The organism is Planomonospora antibiotica (genome assembly GCF_014647955.1).
GTDB lineage: Bacteria > Actinomycetota > Actinomycetes > Streptosporangiales > Streptosporangiaceae > Planomonospora > Planomonospora parontospora.
This window is the reverse complement of sequence record NZ_BMQE01000020.1, coordinates 1-23,971: the sequence shown is the minus strand read 5'-3', so window position 1 is coordinate 23,971 and position 23,971 is coordinate 1. Positions and strand designations below refer to the sequence as shown.

The 23,971-nt window shown below is 73.2% G+C and carries 11 protein-coding genes and 2 tRNA genes; 5 read left to right on the top strand and 8 right to left on the bottom strand.

Translation table 11 applies throughout. The annotated features are described in order from the left end of the window. Positions 1 to 128: 128 nt before the first annotated feature. The 3 genes from IEZ06_RS19070 to IEZ06_RS19060 all read left to right on the top strand — a co-directional run bounded on the left by IEZ06_RS19070 (position 129) and on the right by IEZ06_RS19060 (position 1,338). On the top strand, positions 129 to 500 hold the full coding sequence (locus IEZ06_RS19070) for a phosphatase domain-containing protein (protein WP_444544040.1): 372 nt from the start codon (positions 129 to 131) through the stop codon (positions 498 to 500). A 563-nt stretch (positions 501 to 1,063) separates the two neighbouring features. Further along, positions 1,064 to 1,134: transfer RNA gene (locus IEZ06_RS19065), tRNA-Ala, on the top strand. A 130-nt stretch (positions 1,135 to 1,264) separates the two neighbouring features. Further along, positions 1,265 to 1,338, top strand: a tRNA-Leu gene (locus IEZ06_RS19060). A 56-nt stretch (positions 1,339 to 1,394) separates the two neighbouring features. Here IEZ06_RS19060 and IEZ06_RS19055 read toward each other — a convergent pair. The 5 genes from IEZ06_RS19055 to IEZ06_RS19035 form a co-directional block, all read right to left on the bottom strand. Then, positions 1,395 to 1,634 (bottom strand): hypothetical protein, encoded by a 240-nt coding sequence (locus tag IEZ06_RS19055; RefSeq protein WP_189238059.1) that lies wholly within the window; start codon positions 1,632 to 1,634, stop codon positions 1,395 to 1,397. 203 nt (positions 1,635 to 1,837) lie between these two features. After that, a complete protein-coding gene (locus IEZ06_RS19050; RefSeq protein ID WP_229798364.1) occupies positions 1,838 to 2,818 on the bottom strand; it encodes a threonine ammonia-lyase in 981 nt (326 codons plus the stop codon). Then, positions 2,815 to 11,199 carry a non-ribosomal peptide synthetase/MFS transporter gene (locus IEZ06_RS19045; protein WP_189238058.1) on the bottom strand — a complete coding sequence of 2,795 codons (8,385 nt, stop codon included), beginning with the start codon at positions 11,197 to 11,199 and terminating at the stop codon, positions 2,815 to 2,817. Before IEZ06_RS19045 ends, IEZ06_RS19050 begins: the two co-directional genes overlap by 4 nt. Continuing rightward, the gene (locus IEZ06_RS37235) at positions 11,196 to 15,980 is read right to left on the bottom strand and encodes a non-ribosomal peptide synthetase (RefSeq protein WP_189238057.1); all 4,785 of its coding nucleotides are present in this window, start codon (positions 15,978 to 15,980) and stop codon (positions 11,196 to 11,198) included. The genes IEZ06_RS19045 and IEZ06_RS37235 overlap by 4 nt, the downstream gene beginning before the upstream one ends. A gap of 700 nt (positions 15,981 to 16,680) precedes the next feature. Then, on the bottom strand, positions 16,681 to 17,010 hold the full coding sequence (locus IEZ06_RS19035) for a hypothetical protein (protein ID WP_189238056.1): 330 nt from the start codon (positions 17,008 to 17,010) through the stop codon (positions 16,681 to 16,683). Positions 17,011 to 17,128: 118 nt separating this feature from the next. On the opposite strand from IEZ06_RS19035, the gene darT reads away from it, so the two are divergent. After that, positions 17,129 to 17,758 carry a type II toxin-antitoxin system toxin DNA ADP-ribosyl transferase DarT gene (gene darT / locus IEZ06_RS19030; RefSeq protein ID WP_189238055.1) on the top strand — a complete coding sequence of 210 codons (630 nt, stop codon included), beginning with the start codon at positions 17,129 to 17,131 and terminating at the stop codon, positions 17,756 to 17,758. Positions 17,759 to 17,816: 58 nt separating this feature from the next. Continuing rightward, positions 17,817 to 18,881: a type II toxin-antitoxin system antitoxin DNA ADP-ribosyl glycohydrolase DarG gene (gene darG / locus IEZ06_RS19025; RefSeq protein ID WP_189238054.1), complete on the top strand. Its 1,065-nt coding sequence runs from the start codon at positions 17,817 to 17,819 to the stop codon at positions 18,879 to 18,881. Between the two features lie 23 nt (positions 18,882 to 18,904). Here darG and IEZ06_RS19020 read toward each other — a convergent pair whose 3' ends face one another. The 3 genes from IEZ06_RS19020 to pglZ form a co-directional block, all read right to left on the bottom strand. Then, a complete protein-coding gene (locus IEZ06_RS19020; RefSeq protein ID WP_307811717.1) occupies positions 18,905 to 20,995 on the bottom strand; it encodes a DEAD/DEAH box helicase in 2,091 nt (696 codons plus the stop codon). Beyond that, the gene (brxD, locus tag IEZ06_RS19015; protein WP_189238053.1) at positions 20,992 to 22,332 is read right to left on the bottom strand and encodes a BREX system ATP-binding protein BrxD; all 1,341 of its coding nucleotides are present in this window, start codon (positions 22,330 to 22,332) and stop codon (positions 20,992 to 20,994) included. The genes IEZ06_RS19020 and brxD overlap by 4 nt, the downstream gene beginning before the upstream one ends. Next, positions 22,329 to 23,971: BREX-2 system phosphatase PglZ (gene pglZ, locus IEZ06_RS19010; protein ID WP_229798362.1), on the bottom strand; the 1,643-nt coding region annotated here is incomplete at its 5' end. The genes brxD and pglZ, both read right to left, overlap by 4 nt.

Genomic DNA, 23,971 nt, shown 5'->3' with positions numbered 1-23,971 from the left:
TGAACGACTCCGTGGACGGCACGACGGCCCGTCCGATGAGCGGGCCTCCGCTCGTAGGCGCTTTCCGGCTTCCCGATGGCACCTGGATCCGCGGCCGCGGCCTTCGCCGTCCGCTGCCGGAGGGGCCCGTGCCTGATTTCGGCCTCTACCTGGGTTCCGACGGGCTCCGCCGCCGCCACGAGGGTGAACTGCAGTGGCCGCACGCGTGGATCCGGTGGCCCGACTTCCTGCTGCCCCGCGACCGCGAGGCGGCCGTACAGCAGATCCGTGCGCTGTACGAGCGGGCGCGGGCGGGCACCGCGGTGGAGGTCGCCTGCGGGGGCGGCGTCGGCCGCACCGGCACGGTCGTCGCCTGCCTGGCCGTCCTGGCCGGTCTCGACCCGGTCGACGCCGTCGCCTGGGCACGCGAGCACCATCATCACCGGGCCGTCGAAACCCCATGGCAGCGTCGCTGGGTGCTGCGCTTCCCACCCCCCCTCCGCTCGGATCCACGCGGCTGAGGGCGGGACGCGCGACGCCGCGGAGAAGGCCGCGCAGAAAACCACTTGGCGTTCCGTACGGAAAAACCTAATCTTCGAATACGGAGATCAGCCGAGCGAAAGAAGGGACGGCAGTGAACGTTTACCACGCCATCGCGCAGCAGTGGCACGCACCGCGCGTGCGAGCCGCCCTCGGCGGCGGGCTGCCGTCCCCCGGGGCCGCCGTGTAGCCATCGTCTGCACGCCAGCCGCCCCGGGACGCACCACCCGACGGGCGGCTTCTTCGTTCGGGGGCGGATTCCGGACGGGAAGGGAATCCTTGCGGCGCGTTCCGGCTGCGTCCGGACTCCGGAACGGAGTGCACGCCGACTCACATGGATCGACCCGCGCGGATTCGTCTCCGCGGTCCCGCACGATTTCCCGGGGAACACGACCGACAACTCCACAGTGGAATGCATTTCCTTTGAACCGTCGTTTCCGCCGCCTGCGCGGCGGGCGTCCACAGGCGTCCGCAGGCGTCCGCGGGGCACGGCGGGGATTGCGGGCCCGCTCCCCTCGGCGCGGGCCGCGACGAGCACCTTCCCGGGCCGATGGTGAAGCGGGATCACACCTGCCTTGCAAGCAGGAGTCCAGGGTTCGATTCCCTGCCGGTCCACGAGTGCCCTGAAAGGAGAGGGCACCGGACCGGGACTCGGCGGCGGGATTGGCGACCCCCGCCCGGTCCACGGTCCACCCGCGTCCGCCCGGGCCACGCCACCCGGACCGGACGCGCGGCTCGCCCACTCGCCGCCCTGGCCCAACCGGCAGAGGCGCCGCGCTCAGGTCGCGGAGGGTCCGGGTTCGAATCCCGGGGGCGGCACGACGGCCCGGGGTGTGGTCCCCGGCCCTGTGATCGGGGCCGGGGACCGGCCCGTGTCAGTAGTAGAGGTAGAGGTCGAAACGCGAACCGGAGAGCGTGCACCGGAAGTCCAGGGCAGCGCCGTTGACGAGCGCCCGGAAACCGGTGCTGACGCATTCGCTGCGCAATTTGTAGTGGCCCATGAGGTGCCAGCCCTCGGCGGCCTGAGCGGAGGCGGCCGTGGCCGAGCCGGCGACGGTGCCGAATGCCAGCCCACCGGCCATCAGCGCCGCTGCGGCCAGACGACGAGCTCTCATTTCTCCCTGCCTTTCGTGAAGAAGCGGGTTCTGCATGAACGGCGATTCAAGTGAGAATCACCCGTAGGACATCCGGTGTCCTGAAAAGAGAATGAACCGGTGCGCTTGGATATCGCTTGCGGATCGATGGGACGTCCGCGGGGAGATATCCGCGGCCCCGGTGAATTCGCGTCCAGGGGTCCGCGGCCGGGACGGGATCCGCGTCACGGGCCTCCGATGAGAGAGCATTCCCTGACGTTCCCGGCATCGGGGCGGGCCATCACGTTGCCGCCGGAGAGGACGGCCACCACGGGCCCGTCGGGCAGCGCGGCCCGGTGGGCGAAGTAGGCCGCGGCGGCCACCGCGCCGCTGGGTTCGGCGCGTTCCCCCAGTTCCCGCCAGAGGACGCCGGCGGCGGCCTCGATGCCGTCCTCGCTCACGGTCACCATGTCGTCCACGTACCGGTTGATGTGCTCCCAGGCCAGCGCACCGAGGACCGGGGCACGCAGCCCGTCGGCCCGGGTGCGGTAGGTCTGCTGCACCGGCCACGCGGTGCGCCGGCCCGAGCGGAAGCTGTCCGCGCCGTCGGCGGCCAGCTCGGGTTCGACGCCGATCACCATGACCGCCGGGTCGACGGCCTTGGCCGCGACCGCGACCCCGGCCAGCAGCCCGCCGTTGCAGACCGGCACCAGGATCGCGCCGACGCCGGACAGGTCCAGGCCGATCTCGGTCCCGGCGCTGCCGTGTCCGGCGATGACGTCGAAGTCGTCGGAGCGGACCACCGTCGCCGCGAGCCGGTCGGCCAGCGCCAGGCAGGTCACCTCCCGCAACGCCGGCGGCACGATCACCACCTCGGCGCCGAGCCTGCGGGCGGCCGCCACCTTCAGCTCCGGCGCGGTGTCGGGCAGGACCACGGTCGCCCGCAGGCCGTACCTGCCGGCGGCGTACGCGACGGCCTGGGCGTGGTTCCCGGAGGACTGGGCGATGACGTGCCCGATGCCCCGCTCCGCCAGCCGCCCCACGGCGTTCACCGCGCCCCGCACCTTGAACGAGCGGGTGGGCTGCCGGTTCTCGGGTTTGATCCAGAGCCGTCCGCCCGGCAGGCGCAGCAGCGGCGTGCGCCGTACGAACGGCGCGATCCGGGCCGCGGCGGCGGCCACGTCGGCCGCCGCCACCAGGCTCGTCTCCTCGGTCATCAGGTTCATCTGTCCAGCACCTCGGCCTGGATGGCGTCGAGATCGGCCGCGGCCTCGGGCGGCGGCGCGGCGTCGGGGACGAGGTCCTCCAGGTGGTGCAGTTTGCGGTAACGCAGCCCGAGCAGCCCCCAGACCACCAGGAACACGCCGCTGGCCAGCAGCACCGCCGCCGCGCCCCGGCCCGGTCCGGAGGTGTGCTGCTGGGCCCAGTCGGCCAGCGGGCCCGCGGTCAGGAAGCCCAGCGGCTGCATGGCCGTGGCCAGCATGACGTTGACGGCCAGGACCCGGCCCTGCAGTTCCGGTCCCACCTTCACCTGGATGATGGACAGCCAGTGCGCGTTGCCGATGCTCATGCAGGCCAGCCGGAGGAACAGACCGGCCGCGATCAGCCACACCGCCGGCCACGCGCCCATCAGCACCACTCCGACGCCGGACCCGATCACGAAACCGATCATGCCGGTGGCCCGGCGCCGGGTCCCGCCCCAGATCAGCACCACGCCGGTGCCCACGGCCGCGCCGAGGCCGCCGACCGCGGTCACCGTGCCCAGGGCGGCCGGGGAGCCGATGGCCAGCACGACCGGAGTGATCAGCACCCACATCAGCGCGGTGCAGAAGTTGACCACCGCGAAGTAGAAAGCCATCACCAGCAGCGGCCGGCGCCGGTTCAGGAACCTCCAGCCGCCGGTCAGCGCCGCGCCGAACGTCTCCTCCTGCCGGTGGAACAACCGGTCGGGGAAGCGGACCGCCAGCAGCGTCACCACGCCCACCCCGAACGAGACCACGTCGATGGCCACCACGGCCGACAGCCCGAACATGCCGATCAGCGCGCCGCCGGCGAGCGGGGCCACCACGTTGCCGACGCCGAAGCCCAGGTTGGCCAGGGCGTTGGCCTGCGGCAGGTACGGCTTGGGCACCAGCTGCGCGATCGCGGCCAGATAGGCGGGTTGCTGGAACGCGGTGACCATCGAGGTGACGCCGACGATGGCGCACACGCTCCACAGCTCCAGCCGGCCGGTGACCAGCAGCAGCACCAGCGCCGCCGTGACCAGCCCGGAGACCGCGTCGCAGGCCAGCATCACCCGCCGCCGGTCCACCCGGTCGGCCAGCGCGCCGCCCAGCGGGGTGAGGATCACCGCCGGGATCTGGGAGAGCATCACGACCAGGGCCAGATCCAGGATCCGGCCGCTGAGCTGGTAGGCCCAGACGCCGAGCGCGAACGAGCTCAGCGCCGTGCCCACCGCCGAGACGAACTGCCCGCCCGCGACGGCGTAGAAGGGACGCAGGCCGGTCCGCTCCGGTGGACGCACCGGAGCGGGCAGTTTCCCGGACGCCCAGCGCCGCAGGTGCTCGACCACCAGCGCGGCCAGCGGCTCGGCCTGGTGCCGCAGGAAGTAGTGACCGGCGCGGGGCAGCACGGCCGGCTCCACCCTGGGCGCGAAGACCGCCCACTCGGCGTACCGCTCCTCGTGCAGATCGGTGGCCCGGTCCCGTTCCCCCACCACGCACAGGATCGGGGCGCGCAGCGGCGCTCCCCCCGCCTCCAGCTCGCGGCCGAACCACTCCCGCGCCTCGGTCGCGTCGTGGCGCATCGCCCGCACCGCGGCCCGCACCGCGGCCTCGTCCATGTCGTCCTGCAGCCCGCCCGTGGCCCGCAGCGCGTCCCGGAACATCCGGTCGGAGACCCAGCGGTCACCGCGGAAGAACCGCCGGGTCAGGCCGGGCAGCTGCTGGGCGGCGGGGAAGCTGCCGCCCGCGATCACGCCCAGCACGGGGACCCCGTCCGCCTCCAGCCTGCGGGCCAGGGCCACCGCGAGCGCGGAGCCCACGCAGTGGCCGTAGACCGCGATGGGGCCGGACGCCGTCCCGGTCACCTCGGCGGCCAGGATCCCCACCAGCTCCTCCAGCGGCAGCGGCGCCTCGTCCGGCCGTGCCGGGTCGTGGCCGGGCAGCTCCGCCGCGAGCACCTCCACCCGTTCGCCCAGCGCCCAGGCCAGCGGCTGGTACACCGCCGCCGACCCGCCGCCGTACGGCACGCACACCAGTGTGAACTCGCTGGTGCGGCCACCGCTCAGGCGGTGCAGGAGCCCGCCGCCGTCCTTGTCGCCGAGGAAGGCGGCCAGCTCGGCGACCGTGGGACGGGTGAACAGGTCGATCACCCGCAGGCCGCCGCCGATCTCCTTGACCGCGCGCACCGCGGCGAAGGAGTCCCCGCCCAGGGCGAAGAAGTCGTCGTTCGCCCCGACCTCGGGCACGCCGAGGACCTGGGCCCACACCCGGGCGACCAGTTCCTCGGCGGCCGTGGACGGCGGCACGAACTCGGCGGTCTCCGGCTGCGGCTCGGGCAGGGCGGCCCGGTCGATCTTCCCGTTCGGGTTGAGCGGGAGCCGGTCGAGCACGACGAACTGGGTCGGGACCATGTAGTCGGGCAGCCGATCCCGCAACGCGGACCGGACCGCCGCCGTGTCCACGGCGTTCCCGGTGCTCGCGGTGTTCCCGGTGTTCCCGGTGTTCCCGGCGTCCTCGCGGGCGCCTCCGGTGCCCCCTGCCGACGGGGTCACCCAGGCGGCGAGCTGCCGGGCCTTCCCCTCGCCCACCGGCAGCACCACGGCCTCGGCGATCTGGGGCAGGGCCCGCAGCGCGGCCACGACCTCGCCCAGCTCGACCCGGTAACCGCGCACCTTGACCTGGTCGTCCACCCGGCCGCGGAACTCCACCCGCCCGTCGGCCGTGACCCGCAGCAGGTCGCCGCTGCGGTAGCAGCGCCCCCGCCCGGTCAGCGGGTCGGGCACGAACCGCTCCGCGGTCAGCTCCGGCAGGCCGATGTAGCCGCGGGTGACCCCCGGACCGCCGACCACCAGCTCACCCGGCACGCCGACCGGCACCGGCCGCAGCTCCGCGTCCACCAGGTGCCCGTACACCCCCGGCAGGGGCCGGCCCAGCGGGACGATCCCGGTCCGGTGCTCGGCCTCGACCTCCTCGGTCTCGCAGACCAGGCAGATCATCGTGGACTCGGTGTGCCCGTAGTGGCTCTGGATCCGCAGCCCCGGCCGCGCGGCCCGGGCCCGCTCCACCAGGTCCCACGGGCAGGCCTCACCGGCCAGGATCAGCAGCTTCTCCGGCAGCACCGCGGCCAGGTCGCCGCCCGAGGCCAGCAGCTCCAGGTGGCTGGGCACGCACTTGACCACGTCGACGCGGTGCGCACTCAGGTAGCCGGCGAACGCCTCGGGGTCCATGGCGGTCTCCCTCGGCACCAGGTGCACCGTCCCGCCCGTGGTCAGGGCGCCGAACACGCAGGTGAGCCCGAAGTCGGCGGCGGGGGTGGAGACCACCGCGTACGACCCGCCGGGCACGCCGATCCGCGGCAGCATGCCGTTCAGGTAGCCCGTCACGCTGCGGTGCTCGACGGCCACGGCCTTGGGCGTGCCGGTGGACCCGGACGTGAAGATCACATGGTGCAGGTGCCCGGGCCGCACGTCGGTCTCCGGCCGGGTCCGCGGCAGGGACGGCAGGCGGTCCAGCGCCAGCACCCGGCGGTCCGGCCCGATCAGGCCGGCGAACTCGGCCGTGGTGATCACGGCCCGCACCCCGGCGGCGTCGAGCATGGTGGCGATCCTCGCGGCCGGATAGGCCGGGTCCATGGGCAGGTAGCCGCCGCCCGACTTCTGGATCCCGAACAGGGCGCAGGCCAGGCCGGCCCCCGGCTCCAGCAGCACGCCGACCGGCTCGTCGGCGCCCACCCCGCCCTCCAGCAGCCAGTGGGCGATCCGGTTGGCGGCCGTCTCCAGTTCCGCGTAGGTCAGGCTGCGGTCCGCGCCCACCACGGCCGGCGCGTCGGGGGAGGCGTCCACCCAGCGCTCGATCAGCCGGTGCACCGGGACGTCCGCCGCGACCGGCGACGGCGTGCCGGGCGGGACCCGGCCGGCCACCGCCTCCGCCGGAAGGCCCCCGCTCGGGACCGGACCGGTCCACGCCTCCGGCGCCGGGCCGCCGACCAGGATCGGGCCGGTCACCGGCTCCAGCGGCCGCGCGCCCACGGGCGCGTCCAGATCGGCCAGCATCCCGTCCAGCAGGGCCAGGTACCACCGGGTGAACCGGGCCGCGGTGGCCTCCCCGAACAGGTCGGTGCGGTAGCCGAGCCCGCCGCGCAGCGGCCGTCCCGGCCCGTCGTCGACCACGTACCAGTTCAGGTCGAACTTCGCCGTCCGCTCGGGCGGCTCGATCCCGTCCGCCTCCAGGCCGGGCAGCTCCGGCCGGCCCGCGCCGGGGACGTAGTTCAGCATCACCTGGAACAGCGGCGTCGCCGACAGGTTCCGCTCCGGCCGCAGCCGGTCCACCACCCGGTCGAACGGCGCGCTAGCGTGGGCGAACGCGCCCAGCGACGACTCCCGGACCCGGGCCAGCAGCTCCCGGCCGGTCGGGTCGCCGCCCACGTCGGTCCTGACCACCACCGTGTTGAGGAAGCAGCCCACCACGCCCTCGGTGTCGGGGTGGTCCCGGCCGGCGACCGGCACGCCCACCGCGATGTCGGTGCCGGCCGACAGCCGCGCCAGCAGGGCCTGGAGGGCGGCGAGCAGCACGATGAACGGCGTCGCCCGGTAGGCGGCGGCCACCGTCCGGACCCGCTCGCTCAGCTCCGCCGGCAGCTCCAGGTCCACCGAGGCGCCGCCCGGGTCGGCCACGGCGGGACGCGGCCGGTCGGTGGGCAGGTCCAGCACCGGCGGCAGGCCCTGCAACCGCTCGGCCCACCAGTCCAGTTCGGCCAGGTCGGGAACCGGGGCCACCTCTGCGTACTGGGCCGGCGGCGGCTCCGGCGGCGGGCGCAGCCCGAGCCGGGCGGCGTACAGCGCGGCCAGCTCGGACAGGAGCAGCCCGCGGGTCCACGCGTCGGTGGCGATGTGGTGGAAGGTGAGCGAGAGCACGTGCTCGGTCTCGCCGACCGCGAGCAGCACCGCCCTCATCGGCGGCTCCCGGTCCAGCGCGAACGGCGCGGCCAGGTGCGCGGCCACCGCGTCCTCGACCTCCGACGGGCCGATCTCCGCGGTGGACACCGGCACGTCCCCGGCCGGCCGTACCACCAGGACCGGTTCGGCGCCGGAGTCGTCGATCACGCTGCGCAGCACGTGGTGCCGCTCGGCCAGGTCCCGCACCGCGCCCAGCAGCGCCTCCGCCTGGAGCGGCCCGCGCAGCCGCAGCGCCAGGGGCACGTTGTAGGCCGTGCTCTCCGGTTCCAGCTGCGCCAGGAACCAGAGCCTGGCCTGCACCCCGGACAGCGGGACCGGACCGTCCGCCCGCGCCCGCCGTACGGCGGGCGCCGCGGCCGGGCGGGGCAGGGCGGCGGCCAGGTCGCCGAGCACCGGGTGCTCGAACAGCAGACGCACCGCCACCGGCGCGCCCAGGCGCTCCCGCAGCCGGCCGACCACCCGGGTCGCGGCGAAGGAGTGCCCGCCCAGGGCGAAGAAGTCGTCGTCCGCCCACACCTGCGGCAGGTCCAGCACCTCGGCCCAGACCTCGGCGACCAGGTGCTCCTGCGGCGTGCCCAGCGGCACCCGCACCGCCGGACCTGCCTCGGGAACCGGCAGCGCCGCCCGGTCCACCTTGCCGTTCGGGGTGAGCGGCAGCGCCTCCAGCACGCCGATCGCGGACGGCACCATGTAGTCGGGCAGCCGCTCCCGCAGCGCGGCCCGGATCGCCGCGACGTCCACGGCGCCTTCCCGGGAGGGCGTCACCCAGGCCGCCAGGCGGCGCTGCGCCCCGGCGCCGACCGGCTGCACGAACGCCTCGGCCACCTGCGGCAGTGCCCGCAGCGCGGCGGTGACCTCACCGGGCTCCACCCGGAACCCGCGCACCTTCACCTGGTCGTCGATCCGGCCCAGGAACTCCACCAGCCCGGCCGGGTTCACCCGCACCCGGTCCCCGGTGCGGTACCAGCCGTCCGTGAACCGCTGCGCGGTCAGGTCGGGCCGGCCCAGGTAGCCGCGGGCCACGCCGGGCCCGCCGATCCACAGCTCCCCCGGCACGCCGTGCGGCAGCGGCCGCCCGGCGGGGTCCACCACCCGGCACCGCACGCCGGGCAGCGGCCGGCCCAGCGGCACCGCGCCGGACGCCGTCTCGGCCCCGTCGCAGGCCAGCGCCGACACCGTGGTCTCGGTGGGGCCGTAGTGGATCTGCACGTCCAGGGACGGCCGCGCCGCCCGCACCCGCTCCACCAGATCCCGCGGCACGGCCTCGCCCGCCAGGATCAGCAGCTTCGCGGGCAGGGCGTCCACGCCCAGCAGCTCCAGCTGGCTGGGCACCATCTTGACGACGTCCACCGGGTGCGCGGCCAGGTAGGCGGCGTACGCGGCCGGGTCGGTGGCCGTCTCGTGGTCGACGAGGTGCAGGGTCGCGCCCGAGGTCAGCGCGCACAGCACGTTGGTCAGCCCCAGGTCGGCCGCGGCGGTGGACACCAGGGCGAAGGAGCCGGCCCCCTCGGGGAGGCGTCCGCCCACCGCGCCCAGGTAGTGGGTGATCTGCCGGTGCTCGACCGCGACGCCCTTGGGCTCCCCGGTGGAGCCGGAGGTGTAGATCACGTAGGCCAGGTGGTCCGGCGGCACGGCCACGTCCGGGCGGTGCGCGGGCCGGTCCGCGGCGTCGGCGACCTCGGACTCGGTGAGCACGATCCGGGCGCCGGCGGCGGCCAGGACGGCCTCGGTCCGCCGCGCCGGGTAGACCGGGTCCAGCGGCAGGTAGGCCGCACCGGCCTTGAGTACCCCCAGCAGGGCGACCACCAGCTCCGGCCGCCGCTCCATCAGCACCCCGACCGGCTCCTGCGGCCGCACCCCGCGCTCCAGCAGCCAGTGCGCCACCTGGTTGGCCCGCCGCTCCAGCTCCGCGTAGCCGAGCGGCGCACGGCCGGGCGACACCGCCGCGACCGCGTCGGGGGAGGCCTCGGCCGCCCGCTCGACCAGCGCGTGCAGCGGCACGTCCGCCGGCGGGCGGGCGGCCGGGCCGTGCAGGTCGGAGCCGGCGGGCAGCAGGACCGGCGCGTCCGGGTCCGTGAGCATCCCGTCCAGCAGCGCCAGGTACCAGTCCACCAGCCGCCGGACGACCGTCTCCTCGAACAGGTCGGTCCGGTAGCGCAGCTCGCCGGCGAACCGCTCCCCGTCGTCGCCGAGCGTCAGGTTCAGGTCGAACTTGGCCGTCGGCACGGGCAGCGGCTCCGGCCGGACCTCCACCCCCGGCAGGCTCACCGGCGCGCCCGTGTCGTACACGTTGAGCATCACCTGGAACAGCGGGGTGACCGACAGGTTCCGCTCCGGCTGCAGCCGCTCCACGATCCGCTCGAACGGCGTGCGGGCGTGCGCGAACGCGTCCAGCGCCGCCGTACGGGCCCTGGCCAGCAGCTCGGCGCCGGTGGGGTCGCCGGAGGTGTCGGTCCGGATCACCAGGGTGTTGATGAAGCAGCCCACCACGCCCTCGGTGTCCGGGTGGTGCCGTCCGGCGTCCGGCACCCCGACGGCGACGTCGTCGCCGCCGGACAGGCGGGACAGCAGCGTCTGCAGACCGGCCAGGAAGACCATGAACGGCGTCGTGCCCGCCACCGCGCGCACCTTGGCGGCCAGGTCCGCGGGCACCTCGAACGCGACCGCGGCCCCCTCCCAGGTGGGAACGTCCGGACGGGGCCGGGCGACGGGCAGGTCCAGCACCGGCGGTAGGCCGGCCAGGTGCCGCGTCCACCAGTCCAGGTCGTCGTCGGAGCCTCCGCCCTCGGACCGCCCGGCCTGCCACGCGGCCACGTCGGCGTACTGCAGCGCAGGGGGCTCCGGTTGCGGCGCCAGGCCGAGGCGGGCGGCGTACAGCGCCGCGAGGTCCTGCAGCAGCAGCCGCTCCGACCAGGCGTCGGTGGCGATGTGGTGCAGGGTCAGCGCGAGCACGCACTCGTCCCCGCCGAGCCGGAACAGCGCGGCCCGCATGGGCGGCTCGGCGTCCAGCCGGAACGGACGCCAGGCGTGGGCGGCCAGTTCCCGCTCCAGCGCCGCGGGCTCCACGTCGACCACGCTGACGGGCACGCCGCCGGCCGGCCGTACCCTCGTCCCGTCGATGACGCCGCGCAGGATCCAGTGCCGCTCGGCCAGCTCGGCCACCGCGGCGGTGAGGGCGGCGACGTCCACCGGCCCGCTCAGCCGCAGCGCCAGCGGCACGTTGTAGGCGGGGGTGTCCGGCTCCAGCTGGGCCAGGAACCACAGCCTCTCCTGGGCCGGGGACAGCGGCATGTCCGCCGCCGACAGCGCCGGGATCCCTGCGGCGCCGGGGGCTTCCGCCGCGGTGCCGGGGGCTTCCGCCGCGGCGCGGGCGGCGGCGAACCGGGACCGGACCAACTCGGCGATCCGGTCCTGGGTGACCTCGGTCATGCGTCGCTCCCGTTCATCAGTTCGGTGAGGATCAGTTCTTCCAGCCCGGCGGCGAAGTCGGCGAGCACCGGCCGCTCGAACAGCAGCCGCACCGGAACGGGCACCATCAACGTCTCGCGGAGCCGGCCGACCACCCGGGTCGCGGCGAAGGAGTGGCCGCCCAGGGCGAAGAAGTCGTCGTCGGCCCAGATCGGGGACCGCTCCAGCACGGCGCTCCACACGGCGGCCACCAGGCGTTCGGGGTCGGTGCCTGGCGCGACGCGCCCGGCCGCCGGATCGTCGACCGGCTCGGGCAGGGCCCGCCGGTCCACCTTGCCGCTGGGCAGGGTGGGCAGGGCGGGCAGCACGACCCACCGCCGGGGCACCATGTGGCCGGGCAGCCGCGACCGCAGATGCCGCTCGGCCGCGGCGGGGTCGGCCGTCTCGGGCACGACGTAGCCGACCAGGTGCGCCTGCGCGCCCGAACCGGCCACGGCCACCGCCCCGTCCGCCACCTCGCGCAGCACCGCCTCGATCTCGCCCGGTTCGATCCGGTATCCGCGCACCTTCACCTGGTGGTCCCTGCGGCCGTGGAACTCCAGCGTCCCGTCCGGCCGCCACCGCACCAGGTCACCGGTCCGGTAGCACCGGCCGCCGGGGACGAACGGGTCGTCGACGAACGCGGCCGCGGTCAGCTCGGGCCGGCCCCGGTAGCCCCGGGTCACCCCGGCGCCGCCCAGCAGCAGTTCGCCCACCGCGCCCGGCGCCGCCAGCCGCAGCTCGGAGTCGACCACGTAGGCCCGTTCCCCCGGCATCGGCAGCCCGATCGGCACCGGACCCGGCTCGTGCGGGCGCACCCGGTGCTGGATCGAGGCGACGGTGGCCTCGGTGGGGCCGTAGGTGTTCCACAGCTCCCGGACCCGGGGCAGGATCTGCCCGGCCAGGGCCGGGTCGAGGGTCTCCCCGCCCGCGATGGCCAGCAGCCCCGGATCCCCGGCCCAGCCCGCGGCCAGCAGCATCCGGTAGGTGGTGGGCACCAGGTCGACCACCGTCGCCCCGCTGTCCGCGATCCGCGCGGCCAGCGCGTGCCCGTCCACGGCCGTGGCCCGGTCCACCACCACGCAGGTGCCGCCGACGCTCAGCATGCTCCACAGTTCGGACGCGGAGGTGTCGAAGGTCAGCGGCGCCACGACCGGCTGCACGTCCCGGGGGCCCAGGCCCAGCTCGGACACCAGCCCGGCCACGTAGGCGGCCAGGTTGCCGTGGGTGACCTCCACGCCCTTGGGCGTCCCGGTGGAGCCGGAGGTGTGCAGCACGTAGGCCAGGTCCCCGCCCCGCACCTCCGGCAGCTCCACCGGCCCGCCGGGGGCCGCGGCCAGGTCGTCGGCGTCCAGGACGGTGACGCCGGGGACGGCGGCCGCCCCGCCGCGGGTGAGCACCACGCGCGCGCCGGCGTCCTCGGCCAGCCGGCGCAGCCGCTCGGCCGGGTGCTCCGGGTCCAGCGGCAGGTACGCCGCCCCGGCCCGCCACACCGCCAGCAGGGCCGCCGGCATCAGGTGGTCGCGGGGCAGGCAGACCCCGACCACCTCGCCCGGCGCCACGCCGTGCGCGAGCAGCGCCGCGGCCACCCGGCCCGACCAGTCGTGCAGTTCCGGGTAACCGATCGAGGCGCCGTCCGGGCCGACCACCGCCGTCCCGCCGGTGTGGGCCGCCAGCGCGTGCGGCACCGTCTCGGGGAACTCCGGAACCGCCGGTCCGGCCGCGGCGGCCAGCAGGGCGGCGCGTTCGTCCGGCATGACGATCTCGAAGGCCGACAGCGGCCGGTCCGGGTCGGCCAGCGCGCACCGCAGCAGCCACATCAGTCGGTCCAGGTACGCCTCGGCCCGCACCGGGTCGATCCGGGCGACGCCGTACTCCAGCTGCAGCTCGGCGCCGTCCGCGGTCCGGTTGACCAGGACGCCGAACTCGTGGCCCGTGGCGCCCGAGCCCAGGTCGGTGAGGAGTTCCAGAGCGCCCAGGCGCACCGGCACCTCGGCGTGCTGCACGGCCAGCAGCACCGGGGCGCGGGGCAGGTCGCCGGCCGGGACCTCCTGGTGGACCAGGGCCCGCGTGGCCGCGTCGGCCGCCTGCCGGACCAGGTCCCGGAAGGTCAGCGCGCCGGTCGGCCGCAACCGCACCGGCACCGTGTCCACCAGCGGGCCGATGACCCCGGTCAGCTCCGGCCGGGCCCGCCGCGCCGCGACCACCCCGACCAGCGTGTCGGGCTCGCCGGAGGCCAGGGCCAGCCCGGCCAGGTACACCGCGAACGGGGTCGCGCGGCAGTCCCGGGCCAGCGCGCCCACGCCCGCCTCGAACTCCTCGGGCAGCGCACGGATCACCCGGCCGGCCGTCAGGTCCGCGGGCGCCGGGTCCGCCACCGGCGCCCCGGCCAGCTCGTCCCGCCAGAACTCCCGCAGCGGCGCCGGATCCGGCCGCTCCCGCTCCTCCACGGCCACGTCGCCGAACTGGACCGCGGGCCCGGGTACCGGCTCGCCGGCCAGCTCGGCGGCCAGCTCCTCCATCAGCACCGCGACCGAGCCGCCGTCGAAGGCGATGTGGTCCACCACGACCACCAGCTCGGCCTCCGCCTCGCCGACCCGGCACAGCTCGGCCCGGAGCAGCGGCACCTCGCCCGTCAGGTCGAACACGTGCGCGGCCGCCGCCCTGGCCACCTTCTCCGGGTCCTCGCCCACGGGATGCTCGACCAGGGGCACGGCCGCCGGCGGGTGCACCACGGCGTACGGCACGCCGTCCGCGTCGACGGCGACCGTGCTGCGCAGCACCTCGTGCCGGCGGACGACCGCGTCCAGGGCCGACCTCAGCGGCGCGGCCTCCCGCAGGCCGCGCACACGCAACCGGATCCCCAGCGTGGTGACCGGGCTGTGCGGATGGAGCCGGCTCAGGGTCCAGAACTGGCGCTGCATGTCGGTGAGCGGGTACCGGGACCGGCCGCTCCGCCGTACCGCCGCCGGTCCGGCCCGGTCCAGCCCGGCGGCCAGGCCCGCCGCGGTGGGAGCGGACAGGAAGGCCGCCAGGGGCACGGTGCGCCCCAACCGGCGGGACAGCTCGGTGACCACCCGGGCCGCGGCCAGCGAGTGCCCGCCCAGGTCGGCGAAGCGGTCGTGCACGCCGACCTGCGGCAGGCCCAGCACCTCCGCGATCACCCCCGCCACCAGGCGCTCGTCCTCGGTGCGGGGCGCGACCGGTGCCGCGCCGGCCAGCCGGGCGGCGCCGAGCACGGGCAGGGCCGCCCGGTCCACCTTGCCGTTGGGGGCGAGCGGGAGCTCCTCGGCCACGCCGATCCGGGTCGGCACCAGGTGATCGGGCAGCCGGGCGCGCAGCCAGTCCCGCAGCTCCGGCTCGCCCAGGCCGGAGGCCGCCACGTGACCGGCCAGGTAGGCGGTCCCGTCGTCGTCCGCGACGGCCAGCACGACGGCCCGGCGCACCGCGGGATGGCGGCCCAGCACCGCCTCCACCTCGGCCGGCTCCACCCGGTAGCCACGGATCTTGACCTGGTCGTCGGCCCGGCCGGCGTAGCGCAGCACGCCGTCCACCCGGCGGACCAGGTCCCCGCTGCGGTAGACGCGGCCACCGTCCGGCCCGGTGCGGAACGCGGACGACTCACGGCCCAGGTAGCCGCGGGTCACCCCCGGCCCGCCGATCCACAGCTCGCCCAGCTCACCCTCCGGGACGGGGTTCCCGTCCGCGTCGCGCACCGAGAGCAGCGCACCGGCCATCGGCGCGCCGAGCGGCGGCTCGCCCTCGTCGTCCCGGCCCACCTCGGCGAAGGTGCAGGAGGTGGTGCACTCGGTCGGGCCGTACAGGTTCAGCACCCGGCGCACCCCCGGGTTGGCGTAGATCCGCCGGACCAGGGCGCCGGTCAGCTGCTCACCACCGGAGAACACCGCGCGCACCCCGCTCGGCAGGGGCTCGCGCAGCAGCACCGCCAGCGCGGAGGGGACCCCGTAGACCGTGGTCACCTCGTCCCGGGCCGGCAGGGTCGGCAGCGCCAGCACGTTGTCGGCCAGGATGACCGTCCCACCGGTGACCAGGGGCAGGAAGAGCTGGGTGATCGACGCGTCGAAGCAGATGGAGGCGCCGGCCAGCATGCCGCTCAGCTCCTCGGCGGTGTACGCCGAAGCCTCCCAGGTCAGCAGGTTCATGGTGTTGCGGTGCTCCACCACCACGCCCTTGGGCGTCCCGGTGGAACCGGAGGTGTAGATGACGTACGCCGCGTCGCCCGGGTCCCCGGCCACCCGCAGGGCCCCGCCACCCGGTTCTCCGGTCACCCGCAGGGCCCCGCCACCCGGTTCCACGTGGTCGACGAGTACGGCCTCGGCCCCGGTCAGGGCCGCGGTCTCGCGCAACGCGACCGAGGTGACCACCGCGGCCACCGCGGCGTCCTCGGCCATGAACCGCAACCGCTCGGCCGGGTAGGCGGGGTCCAGCGGCACGTACGCCGCTCCCGACTTCCACACCCCCACCAGCGCGGGGAGCAGCCACTCGCCGCGTTCCAGGCAGATCCCGACCAGATCGCCCCGCCCGATGCCGCGTCCGGCCAGGGTGCGTGCGACGCCGTCGGCCCTGCGGTCCAGCTCGGCGTAGCTGAGGCGGCTGGTGCCCGCCACGACGGCGGTGCGCTCCGGAGTGCGCCGGCACTGGGCCTCTATCGCCTCGTGGACGCGCCCCGCCGCGCCGGCCCCTCCTGCAGCCGCCGGGACACGGCGGCCCACCGCATCGATGCGCTCCACATCAACGGTCACTTCGCCCTCTTCTCCAGCTGAAATCACACCCGGTGACGAGAAATCCTGGAAATCGTCCGACCGATCGGCGCTTATGGTCGAGATCTTGATTCAGGCGACTTGCGAGCGTCTTGCGACCGGCTTGGGATTCCGCCCGCCAATACGGGCGTTCGCGTTCTCCCAGATGAGCGCGCCGACGACCGCGTGGACGACCGCGCCGGTCGGCGCCCGCGGCACGAGATCCGCGCTCCGAAGCGTCCCCCGGCGCTTCCCCGCCGGCGGGGGACGGGCGCCGGCGCGGCCGGGTGCCCGTCCCCGGATTCCCGTACCCGCCGGGCTTCCCGACGCGTGCGGGGTTCCGTTCGGCGGACCGGGTGAGGCCGGTGCCGGTGCTCGCGCGACGCCCGGATCCGCGGCCGCCCCCGGCGGCCCCCTGCCCGGCGGCCCCTGCTCGGTGATCACCCGGACGGGGAGCCGGTATCCGGATTCCGGATTCTGTACTCCATCGCGATGCCGATCGCATCCGGCACGGCGGAAATGACAGTCGGGCGTATTCGGCGTCTTCACCGATGACAGCGGGACAAGGATCGCCTACCGCAGTGGAGAATCCACCGCGGGCGATTCCGACGGCATCCGCCGGATCGTGAACGGGAGGGCGGACGGCCCGCCCGGAGAGCGTCCAGACCGCACGCTCGGCACGGCCGGCGTGCCTATCGCGAGGTCACCGCACCCGGCTCTCGTCGAACGGCTCCTCACTCCAACGGAACCACGCCTCACCCTTCTCGATGTGCAGGAGGAACTCCGCGACGGGCCCGGACGGCGCCACCATGCGGACGGCCTTCCGGATCTCTTCGTACACCTCCTCCCATTCGTCCCACCGCTGCTCCTCCATCAGTTCGAGATCACGGTCGAACAGCGGCTTCACCCCGGCGAACGCCGGACCGGGGGCGAAGCGCCCGCGCAACCAGGGGAAGTCGGCGTCCTCGACGATGATCTCCCCGACGAGCTCCCGTCCGCGCAGCACCCGCCAGATCCCGCCCACGAATCCCATGTCCACTCTCCATCGCAGCGATCGGGTCGTCGCGGTTCAGCGTTCCAGACGGCTACGACGGACCGAGCACGCCGACCGACCGGTCGAAGACCCGCGTCCCAGTACGATGACGATTCCGATGTTGAACTTGCAGGATCCCTGGTTGTACCACTTCACCCATGTGGACAACCTGCCGGGGATCACGACCAAGGGGTTGCTGGCGGATGGCCGCAACCCCCACGTGTCAGTCGAATGCGCCGAGCCGGGAATCAAGGAACGCCGCCGGTCGAACCGTGTGCCGATCGGACCCGGTGGAGTGGTCGCCGACTACGTCCCCTTCTACTTCGCGCCTCGGTCCCCGATGCTGTACCGCATCCACAAGGGCGGTGTGAGCGGATATCAGCGGAGTCAGGACGAACTGATCTATCTCGTGACCCGACTCTCCCGAATCCAGGCGTACAACCTGAGCTGGGTAGCCAGCGACCTCAACGCCGCATTGGCTACGGCCACATTCACCGATCAGGCCTCCGAACTCGAGACTCACCTCGACCACGAAGTCCTGGAAGCCAAGCTGTGGGCCAACACGCCGGAGGACGGTTCGCGGATGCAACGCCGCATGGCTGAACTGCTGGTATACGAGCATGTACCTTGGGGAGCCTTCTCCCACGTGGCGGTCCGCTCCGATAGCAGTACACGCAGGGTCAGCGACTTGCTGAAAAACGACCCCCTCCACCCCAAACCGATCATCCGGGCGAACTGGTACTTCTAGACACCGACTCGAAAATATTTGCGAAATCAGCCATGATGGCAGAGGGGAGGCATGAATCATGATCACCGAAGTCACCGGGAACCTACTGCGAGACGACGCTCAGGCCCTGGTCAACACCGTGAACACCGTAGGAGTCATGGGAAAAGGGCTGGCGCTGCAGTTCAAGCGTGCTTTCCCCGAGGTCTTCTCCGCCTACCGGAAGGCCAGTGAAGCCGGTCAGGTTCAACCCGGCCGTATCCTCGCCGTGCCCATTCCCGGTGACGACGACCGCTGGGTGTTGAACTTCCCCACCAAGCGTCACTGGCGTCAGCCCTCTCGGATAGAGGACATCGAGGCCGGTCTCGACGATCTGGTCCGAGTCCTGCGCGACCTGGACATCCGTAGCGTTGCCGTACCACCTCTGGGGTGTGGGAACGGGGGTTTGGACTGGTCGGTGGTACGCCCTCTGATCATCGAGAGACTGGGAGCGCTCGACGTCACCGTACGGCTCTACGGACTCGGTACGCCGACACCGGAAGACATGCCCACCAGTACGGCGCGCCCTGAGCTCAATCGCCCTCGTGCTCGACTACTGGCGGCGCTGCATCGCTACATCCGCGCCTCCTGGGAGTCAGGGATCAGCGATCAGCCACGTGCCTCTCTGATAGAGATCCACAAGGTGGCCTACCTTCTGCAAAGCGCCGGAGCGGACCTCGGTCTCAGCTTCGTCCGTCTTCACTACGGCCCGTTCTCCAGCGCGCTCAACCAGGGCCTAGCCGGGCTGGAAGGCCATTACCTGATGGGGTTCGGTGATGGGACGGGCGGTGCCCGCGCCGACCTTCGACTGTTGCCGGGCGCCGCTGAAGCCGCGGAAGCCGCGGTCCGGTCAGACGCGGAGTTCGAGAGAGCCTGGGAAGCAGTACGACGGGCCACTCTCGGCTACGAATACCCAGAAGGCATGGAACTCCTGGCCAGCGTCCACTACCTGGCCGGGAGCGCAGACCGGTCCGCTGACGCTGATTCCGTCGTCAGGCAGTTGGCGCAGTGGAGCGACCGCAAACGACGCCTGTTCCATCCCGATACGGTTCGGGCCGCCTTGCAGAGACTCGATGAGGCGGCTCTGCTCAGGCGAATGACTTCCTGATGCCGTCGCGCCTGGAACACGCCTCAAGCAGTGCGGTCGGTGAACCTTCCCGCCTCGTTCAAAACGGTAGCGGCCCCCTGAAGGTCGGCCAGCCGCGCGGCCATGGTCTGCTCGGCCAGCCGGACGGGAAGAGCGGCGTTGAACTTCAAGCCTTCGAGAGCCTTCCGATCGGGATCCGGCCGGCAGAGCGTGTCCTGCGCACCGCGCATCAAGGCTTTCCAGTTCTCGTGTGAGACATCCGGGCGGAGCCGGAGATAGGCGTCGCCCACCTGCTGCTTCTGGTCGGCGAAGGACCCGAGGGTGCTCTGCAGGGTGCGATTGGCACGGTAGCCGGCCCAGGTCCACCAGCGGAGATCGTCGCCATCCCGAACGATGACCGTCCCACCGGGATGAACGGTATCGAGAGAGTTCTCTCGGATTGCGGCGAGAGCCGTCGCGGCACGGTGTGTGATCCGTACGGGTGGGTCAGCACCCAGCAGCACGTCGCGCATGGACCTGGACAGCGCGAAAGAGGCGCCGCCGAGCCCGGAGGAGATCCAGCGCGCTTTGCCCCCGAGCCCGTCGAAGGGCTCGACGAAGCACCTGCGGTGCCTCCAGTCGATCCAGGTCACCTTCCACGTCCGCCCACCCAGCAGGATCAGCCGAGGTCCCTCGATCTTCTCGGTGAGCAGTCCCGGATCCGTACGGCCGAGCTCCTCTCTTCCCGAGAGCACGGTGAACTCCGGTGCGGCGGTGAAGACGGCGGTGAGATCCATGAAGTTACGGCGTCCGAAGCGTTTCTCCGCCAACGTGCCGATGAACAACATCCCGCCGTCCTGATCCAGGAAGCCTTCCTCGACCAGGTAGTCGACGATCGGCCGGGCAGCGTCGCCGAAGAGCCCGTTCCACCACTCCGACCACAGCTTCGATCCCACTCGGTGCTCCTGCAGGCACAGGGCGAGCATCTGCTGGGCCATGATGTGACGCGGCTCGGGCGGCGCTTTGATCGGCTCGACGAAGCCCCGGCTCCACAGCAGCAGGAGACCTGCGGCGTTCAGCAGCGAGTCCTCGTCCAGCGCGAGGAACAGGCAGTTCCGGTTGCTTCCGGGCCGCCGTCCGGTACGGCCCAGCCGTTGCAGGAACGAGGCGACGGATCCAGGGGCGTTGAGTTGGATGACCCGGTCCAGGTCCCCCACGTCGATGCCGAGTTCCAGCGTGGACGTCGCCACGATCACGCAGTCGCGGGCTTCGGCGAATGCCCGCTCTGATCTTTTGCGCTCATCGGCGGAGAGCGACGCGTGGGAGAGGAATGTCGTGACTCCCCGCGTCCGCAGCTCGGCGCCGAGCTGCTCCACGAGCCGTTTCGAATCGGCGAAGACCAGCCGTTTCTCTCCCTGGTGCAGCGCCGCGACCACCCGGGCGGCGTTGGAGACCGATCCCACGTAGTCGAGCTGGATGTCGGGCTCGACGACCGTGGTGACGGCGGGTGCCACGACACGGGCGGTCCGAACCCCCTCGCTGGAGCCCTGAAGCCAGGACAGCAGCTCGGACGGGTTTCCCACCGTCGCGGAGAGTCCGATCCGCTGGATCGGGCGGTCGATCAGGTGCGTGAGCCGCTCCAGTACGGCGAGCAGGTGCCAGCCACGGTCGTCCCCCGCGAAAGCGTGGACCTCGTCCACGATCACGGCGCGCAGGCCCGCGAAGAGACACCGGTGATCGACCTTGGTCGAGACCAGCATCGACTCGATCGACTCGGGGGTGGTCAGCAGGATGTCGGGGGGGTCCCGGAGGATCTCCCCGCGCCGAGATGCGGATACGTCTCCGTGCCACAGTCCGACCCGGCGTCCGACCCAGGTGGCGTACAGTTCCAGGCGCGGCAGCAGGTTGTTGAGCAGTGCCTTGAGCGGGCACACATAGAGGACCGAGACACCGTTCCAGCCGTTGCCCGCCATGGCCGACAGCACGGGGAAGACCGCCGCCTCGGTCTTGCCGCCCGCCGTCGGCGCCAGGAGCAGCGTATCCGCGCCGTCCAGCACGGGGGTGACCGCGGCCGACTGGAGAGGGCGCAGGCTCTGCCAGCCCATCGTGTTGACGATGTGGTGAGCCAGCGAGGGATGCAGCCTCTCGATCGTCACGGCAGGTCGAGCTCCACATCCCCGGCGTCCGCGGCCCGGACGGTCAGGGAGTTGCGCTCCTCCTCGGTCAGCTCCGCGGCCGACATCGTCGGCGCATAGTGCTGCCTCGGATCGAAGTCGGCGAACTCGTCCACGCGGTCGAGCACGTCGGCCACGAGCTTGCGAAGAAAGACCCTGGGTGCCACTCCCACCTTGCCGCCGAACCCGCCCGCGACAGCTGCGGCCAACATCCCGATGTAGGTGTCATCGACCTTCGCACGCACCGTCTCAGGCGAGCGGGCGCCGGCCGCGTACAGGTCCCGTACGGCGGAGCCGAGCCGGACGAGTTTCGGTAGGTCGAATCCGGCCAGCCGGATCTGCACCGCACGCGGGGAGTCGAATCGCGGGTCCGTGCCGAAGTCGGTCGCGAGGCGCTGCGCGAGCGGGGTGAGCCGCTGCGCTCCCTGCTGCCCGTCGTAGAAGGCGGGCGTCCCGGTGATCATGAGATAGAGACCCGGGTAGCGTCCCGAGTCGACCTCGTCGATCAGCTGCCGGAGCGCGTTCAGTCCCTTCTCCCGGACATCGGTCCGCACCCGCTGCAGGGTCTCGATCTCGTCCAGTACCACCAGCAGTCCCGGATGACCGCAGTCGCGCAGCACCGTGAGCAGCCCCTGCAGGAAGCCGAGGGCGCCGAAGTGGTCCAGGTCCCCTCTGATACCGGCCGCCCGCCTGGCGGAGGCGGCCACGTTGGGTTGCCCACCGACCCAGGCCAGCAGCGATTCGGCGAGAGCATGGTTCTCATCGATCCGGGCACGCCGGTAGGCGCGCAGCGCCGCGGCGAAGGCCGGAGTCGTGCGAGCCACGGCGGCGAGGCGCTGCTCCAGTAGTTCCTCCACACCGGCGCTCAACGCCTCGACGTCTTCGGGCGTCACGGTCCCGGCGGCGAGGACGTCCTCCTCCAGGGTGAAGAACCAGCCGTCGATGACGTCCCGCAACGCGCTGGGCTGCGCAGACGCGGTCGCGAGCCGCTCGACCAGCCGCCGGTAGACCGTCTCCAGCCGGTGCAGCGGGGTCTCCGCCTCCGAGATCTGGATCTCGGTGGTGGCGAGCCCCCGTCGTTTGGCCCGCTCGGCCAGCCACCGGGTGAAGAAGGTCTTCCCGGAGCCGTACTCTCCGCGGACCGCCTTGAAGACCGCCCCGCCCGAGATCACCGTGGAGATCTCGTCGTCCAGGGCGTTCTCGAACCGCTCCAGCCCGACGGCGAACAGGTCGAGTCCGGCGGAAGGCACGGTGCCGCGCCGGAGCGCGTCGATCACCTCACGTCGGCGAACGGCGCTGACCGACACCGGAGTCGTCACGATGTGCCCCCGAGGAACTGTTCACGCAGCAACGCGATGTTCAGTTCAACGGTACGCCCGCCGTCCGTCTCGGCCAGTACGACGTACCCGTCGACGTTGAGCAGTTTGGACACCTGCGCGAGGTAGCCGGGCATGCGGAAGACCGGCTGGCCGACCAGCGACGCCGCCGCACTGACCGGCATTTTGCCACCTGCCGCGGCCAGCCCGTCGATCAGCTTCGCGATCTCCGCGCCATCGGGCGCACGCCGTACGAACGCCCGCTGGGCGGCCAGGAGTTCCGAAGCGGCGATGGAGGCGCCCACCGACGCCGGAGAGCCGGCGGCCGATACCTCCGTGACGTCGAACAGTCCTTCGCCGGAAGCCTGCTGAGGCTTGCGCGGGCGTTTCCGCTCCGGCCTCTCCACGGGGGAGGAGACGGGAGCCGCCGCCACGGGGGTGTCCCACCAGACGGGCGCGTGCACGGGCGTGCCGTACGCGGTCCAGCCCTTAGGCACGAGGTCCGACGCCGGCACGAAGACCAGGATCGGGATCACCGTCTCCGCCGGGGAGACCCCACCGTGGTAGCCCGCCTTGCGGGAGGTGTAGCGAACCCGCTCGTCCCAGGGGACGACCACGGACCCGCCGGTCGGCACGCGGGGTCCGCGGACCTCGATCTCTCCCTCTCCCGGAGTCCCCGAACGGTAACGTGCGGCCTCGGCGGAGACCGGGTGGACGTCGGCGCCGCGGTCCAGCACGTGCCCGTGGTCGGAGGTGAGGACGACCGGACGGCCGACGATCCACGCCTCTTCCAGCAACGCGTCGAGGTAGGCGATGTCGGAGAGCCTCCAGTGCGGCAGCCCGTCCTCCCGCCCGCGGTCGAGGGCATCGTCGATCGTGTTCAGCACCACTCCGACGACCGTCGAGGTGTCCCGGATGGCGGTGAGGACCGGCTCGGCGAGGTGCGTCCCGGGGCCGCCGCGCAGTTCCCCCTTGTGGAAGAGCACCGAGGACCGGCCCCGCCAGAACGCGGAGAACCCGGCCTTCTCCTCAGACTGTCCACCGGACCGCAGCGCTCCGGTCAGGAGGCTCGTACGGGAGAACCGGGTCGTCGACGGCACCACGGAGATCGCCGGCTCCCGGCCGTCGTCACGGCGCCCCGTCTCGATCCAGCGGCGGCCGGCGACGATGTCCTCGGCGAGCTCGCAGGCCACGGCCGCGCTCATGCCGTCCAGCACGATGATCAGCGGTGGTCGCCGTTCGGCCAGCGGCCGGGCGATCCGCTCCAGCAGGTTCTCGGCGAGCACCAGGTCGTCGGTGTCGCCGGACAGCTCCGACCAGGCGGCGAGGCGTCCGGCGAACAGCCGGTCGAACTCGGCGCGGCGCTCGCGGACCGCCTCGTACAGTGCTCCGTAGGCGGCCTCGGCGGAGGGGATCCGCGCCGTGTTCGCTCCCCACACCTGTGCGAGGGCACGGTCCACCCAGGCGAGTTCCCTCAGGTACTCCGTCGCTCCGGCCCGCAACGTGCCGGCAGGCCGCTCGGGGAGGGACAGCCAGCGCGTGAGCCGTACGGCCGCCGCCGCCGCATCCACCTCCAGGACCGGGACTGTACGGTTTTCGGTGTAACTCCTGATCAAGGAGGACACCCCTGATGAGTACTGTG

Coding starts and splice junctions, on each gene's coding strand:
- IEZ06_RS19055 (WP_189238059.1), bottom strand. CDS start 1,634: ATGAGAGCTCGTCGTCTGGCCGCAGCGGCGCTGATGGCCGGTGGGCTG.
- IEZ06_RS19050 (WP_229798364.1), bottom strand. CDS start 2,818: ATGAACCTGATGACCGAGGAGACGAGCCTGGTGGCGGCGGCCGACGTG.
- IEZ06_RS19045 (WP_189238058.1), bottom strand. CDS start 11,199: ATGACCGAGGTCACCCAGGACCGGATCGCCGAGTTGGTCCGGTCCCGG.
- IEZ06_RS19035 (WP_189238056.1), bottom strand. CDS start 17,010: ATGGGATTCGTGGGCGGGATCTGGCGGGTGCTGCGCGGACGGGAGCTC.
- darT (WP_189238055.1), top strand. CDS start 17,129: ATGTTGAACTTGCAGGATCCCTGGTTGTACCACTTCACCCATGTGGAC.
- darG (WP_189238054.1), top strand. CDS start 17,817: ATGATCACCGAAGTCACCGGGAACCTACTGCGAGACGACGCTCAGGCC.